This is a genomic window from Microcystis sp. M109S1, from assembly GCF_020247025.1.
In the GTDB taxonomy this organism is placed as follows: domain Bacteria; phylum Cyanobacteriota; class Cyanobacteriia; order Cyanobacteriales; family Microcystaceae; genus Microcystis.
Genome location: NZ_JADBRW010000183.1, coordinates 1 through 3,268 on the forward strand (window position 1 = coordinate 1; position 3,268 = coordinate 3,268).

Sequence of the window (3,268 nt, forward strand, 5' to 3'; positions counted from 1 at the left end):
CAAAAGCCTCTTTTGTTGGTTGGTTGGGTAAAGGCGGTATTGATACCTTGCTTTCATTGAGTTAAAATATGTGTGTCTGCATTCTATTTTAACTAGGTCTGCCAATAATGTCAAGTCGGTTGCGCTCATGAAAGAAACTCTGTCTCTGACCTAAAAATACACTTGGTCTGTGTGACAAAATACAGAAGAAAGGTTTTTACCAGTAAAAGTTTAGCTTTAATCGAGAAATCTTTTAGGGAAGTTGCGGAAAAGAGCAATTTTCAGGTGCTAGAATTTAACGGGGAATCTGATCATGTACACGCTCTAATTGAATACCCACCGAAACTATCTATTTCTGTAATGGTTAATTCTTTAAAAGGGGTTTCTAGTCGCAGGTATGGACAAGCTGGCTATCCTAAACCCTATGGGAAAGATGCTCTTTGGTCGCCTAGTTATTTTGTTTCTTCTGTAGGAGGTGCGCCATTGGAAGTTCTTAGGTGCTATATTAAAGATCAAGAAAAGCCGTCGTAAAACGACGGGGTTTTAACCCAAATTTTCGATAATCGAGACTCGATCGGGGATGATCTGGTAGTGTCATGGCATCGTAGAAGGAGACTTTGCCCCCATAGGCGCGCCGGAGATTAAAATCAGTTAAGACCTTAGATCGTTGATCGGCGAGAATCAATTCTTTATTTAAGAGGATTAAATCAGCAAAATGGGTGATAGATTCGCCTAAATCATGGTTAACCACCATGACAATTTTATTTTTTTTGGCTAACTCACCGAAGATATTAAAAAGGATGCCCTCGGTTTTTTGATCTACCCCGACGAAAGGTTCATCAAAACAGAAAATCTCCGCTTCTTGGGCCAAAGATCTGGCTAAAAAGACTCTTTGCTGTTGTCCTCCCGACAGCTGACCGAGGGGACGATGGCGTAAATCAGCCATTTCCACCCTTTCTAGGGCATTTAAAGCCTGTTGACGACTAATATGGGAAAAAGGACGAAACCAACCCGTTTTTCTGACTCTCCCCATCATTACCACATCCCAAGCGGTGACGGGATAGGTCCAGTCGATTTGAGATCTTTGGGGAACATAAGCGACTTTATCCAGTTGTTGCTGTAGAGATTGCCCTTGATAGTTAACGGTTCCCTGTTGTACGGGAATTAATCCTAGCATGGCTTTGATCAGGGTACTTTTGCCCGCACCGTTGGGACCGATAATACCGGTTAGTCGTCCTGGATAAATTTTCAGGGTGATATCCCGTAGGGCTTCCACGCCGCGATAATACACTCCTAGATGACTAACTGTAATTGTCGTTTGCATAGTTGTTACCCTGAGTCTCCAGTTCTAGCATAACTAAAAATGAGACAATTATGAAGCAACCATGAAAAGATTATGAAAGATAGGCGGGGTGAGATTAATCGCCACTCAGTAAAGCTTCCACGAATTCGTAACTGGAAAAGGGCCGCAGATCCTCGATTCCTTCCCCAGCGCCAACAAAGCGAATCGGTAGGTTAAGCTGACGCGCTACGGCAAGGGCAACACCCCCTTTAGCTGTACCATCGATTTTAGTCAGGATCACGCCGCTTAATTGGGCAGCTTCCGAGAAAACCTCTGCCTGTCGCAGCCCGTTTTGTCCTAAAGTGGCATCGAGAACTAGAAGGGATTCCACCACGGCACTCTCGGCTTTTTTGTCAATAATGCGGCGAATTTTGCTTAATTCTGCCATTAAGTTCTTTTTATTCTGCAATCTTCCCGCCGTATCCACTAAGAGTAATTCTACCTCCCTGGATTTAGCGGCTTCGATGCCATCGTACACCACGGCGGCCGGGTCGGTATTTTTGCCCGGGTTGGCAATTACTTCGACTTGCGATCGCTCTCCCCAAACTTTCACCTGTTCCACGGCAGCAGCGCGAAAGGTGTCGGCAGCGGCGATCATACAGCTATAGCCAGATTGTTTAGATAAATGGGCTAATTTGCCGATAGTCGTCGTTTTACCCACTCCGTTAACTCCTGTGAGCATCCAGATATTTAATTTGCCTTTTTCTGGCTCAAAACTGGGGTTGCTATAATTGGCTAAAGGTGCATCTAAAATCTCGCGGATAATTTCTTTGAGATATTCGATCGCTTTTTCGGGGGGCAAAGCTTCCTGTTTTAGCTTATTTTGGAGGGTAGTGATAATATAATCGGTGGCATCTACCCCCACATCAGCCTGAAGCAATAAAGCTTCGATTTCCTCCACCGCATCTTGATTGAGGGGACCCTGACCGACCACGGCCTTAAGCTGATTGACCAAGCTGCGGCGCGTTTTGCCTAAACCCTGACGCAATTTTTTTAACCAGGTGATTTCTTCTTCGGAAACGTCCTCTGCTTGTCGTCCCTGATTGGCTAAAACTTTGGCCGACCAGATAAAATCCTCATCCGGTTCTGTGGGGGTTTCGATGGCGGTTTCTTTGAGAATTTCGAGGCGCTCGGATTTTTTCAGCCATGCGGGTGTATTATCCTCGGTTTCCTCTTCTTTAACTGCTTCTTCCTCTTCCGGAGCTTCTGTTTCAGCAATAGATGTTTCAGGGGTTTCGCTAACGACGGCCTCGGCCGTGGCTTTTTTCTCTTGAATATTTTTAAAGGCTTTTTTGGCCCAATCTAAATAGTCTTCCTGACTGGTTGCCTCGCTGGGGGTTTCCTCTACGGGTGCAGGGGGTGCTTGTTCTTGTTCGGGTTGGACTTTCTGACGACGGAACCAGTTAAACATAGGAGAAACTAAACATAAAACTATTTATCTAGTTTATCTTAACCCTTGGCGTGAGCAATTTTGATAGTTAGATTTTTAATTGTGGATTTCTCAGCATTTTTTGCCAGAGATTAAGAGAAAAATATGATCCGAGCAACTCAATCGATAACCTTGATTAAGGATAACTTTGTCTCTTTTTAGGGAAATGCTGTATCCTAGAAAATAGAATAGGAAGGAGAGTCAAAAATGTTAAGCGCTACCGACACTAAATATTATACTCCCGAAGAATATCTGGCTCTAGAGGAAACGTCCGAAGATAAAAATGAATATCGTCAAGGAGAAATTATCCCAATGGTAGGAGCCACCACTAATCACAATCAGATTTGTCTAAATTTTTGCCGTAATTTTCCCTTAAATATCAATAATCAAGATTATTATACCTACATGGAAACGGTGCGTTTATGGCTGTCAGATTATAGCATTTACACCTATCCCGATGTGATGGTGATTAAAGGTCAACCTCTCTATCAAGGGAATAGTCAATCTAACGTGATCAA

At 43.6% G+C, this 3,268-nt stretch carries 4 protein-coding genes and 1 pseudogene; 2 read left to right on the forward strand and 3 right to left on the reverse strand.

The window, feature by feature from the left end:
• The coding region (locus IM322_RS23685) for a helix-turn-helix domain-containing protein (RefSeq protein WP_502866912.1) at positions 1-57 on the reverse strand (57 nt) is incomplete at its 3' end.
• A gap of 50 nt (positions 58-107) precedes the next feature.
• Between IM322_RS23685 and tnpA the strand changes: the two are divergent.
• Positions 108-510: pseudogene (tnpA, locus tag IM322_RS08910) on the forward strand (IS200/IS605 family transposase).
• Here the strand turns inward: tnpA and IM322_RS08915 are convergent.
• A complete protein-coding gene (locus tag IM322_RS08915) occupies positions 485-1,303 on the reverse strand; it encodes a metal ABC transporter ATP-binding protein (protein WP_287677444.1) in 819 nt (272 codons plus the stop codon). The pseudogene tnpA and the gene IM322_RS08915 sit on opposite strands and share 26 nt — an antisense overlap.
• A 94-nt stretch (positions 1,304-1,397) precedes the next feature.
• Positions 1,398-2,732, reverse strand: a complete 1,335-nt coding sequence (ftsY, locus tag IM322_RS08920; RefSeq protein WP_287677445.1) for a signal recognition particle-docking protein FtsY — start codon at positions 2,730-2,732, stop codon at positions 1,398-1,400.
• 225 nt (positions 2,733-2,957) lie between these two features.
• Between ftsY and IM322_RS08925 the strand changes: the two genes are divergently transcribed.
• Positions 2,958-3,268: Uma2 family endonuclease (locus IM322_RS08925; protein WP_287677446.1), on the forward strand; the 311-nt coding region annotated here is incomplete at its 3' end.

Coding starts and splice junctions, on each gene's coding strand:
- IM322_RS08915 (WP_287677444.1), bottom strand. CDS start 1,303: ATGCAAACGACAATTACAGTTAGTCATCTAGGAGTGTATTATCGCGGC.
- ftsY (WP_287677445.1), bottom strand. CDS start 2,732: ATGTTTAACTGGTTCCGTCGTCAGAAAGTCCAACCCGAACAAGAACAA.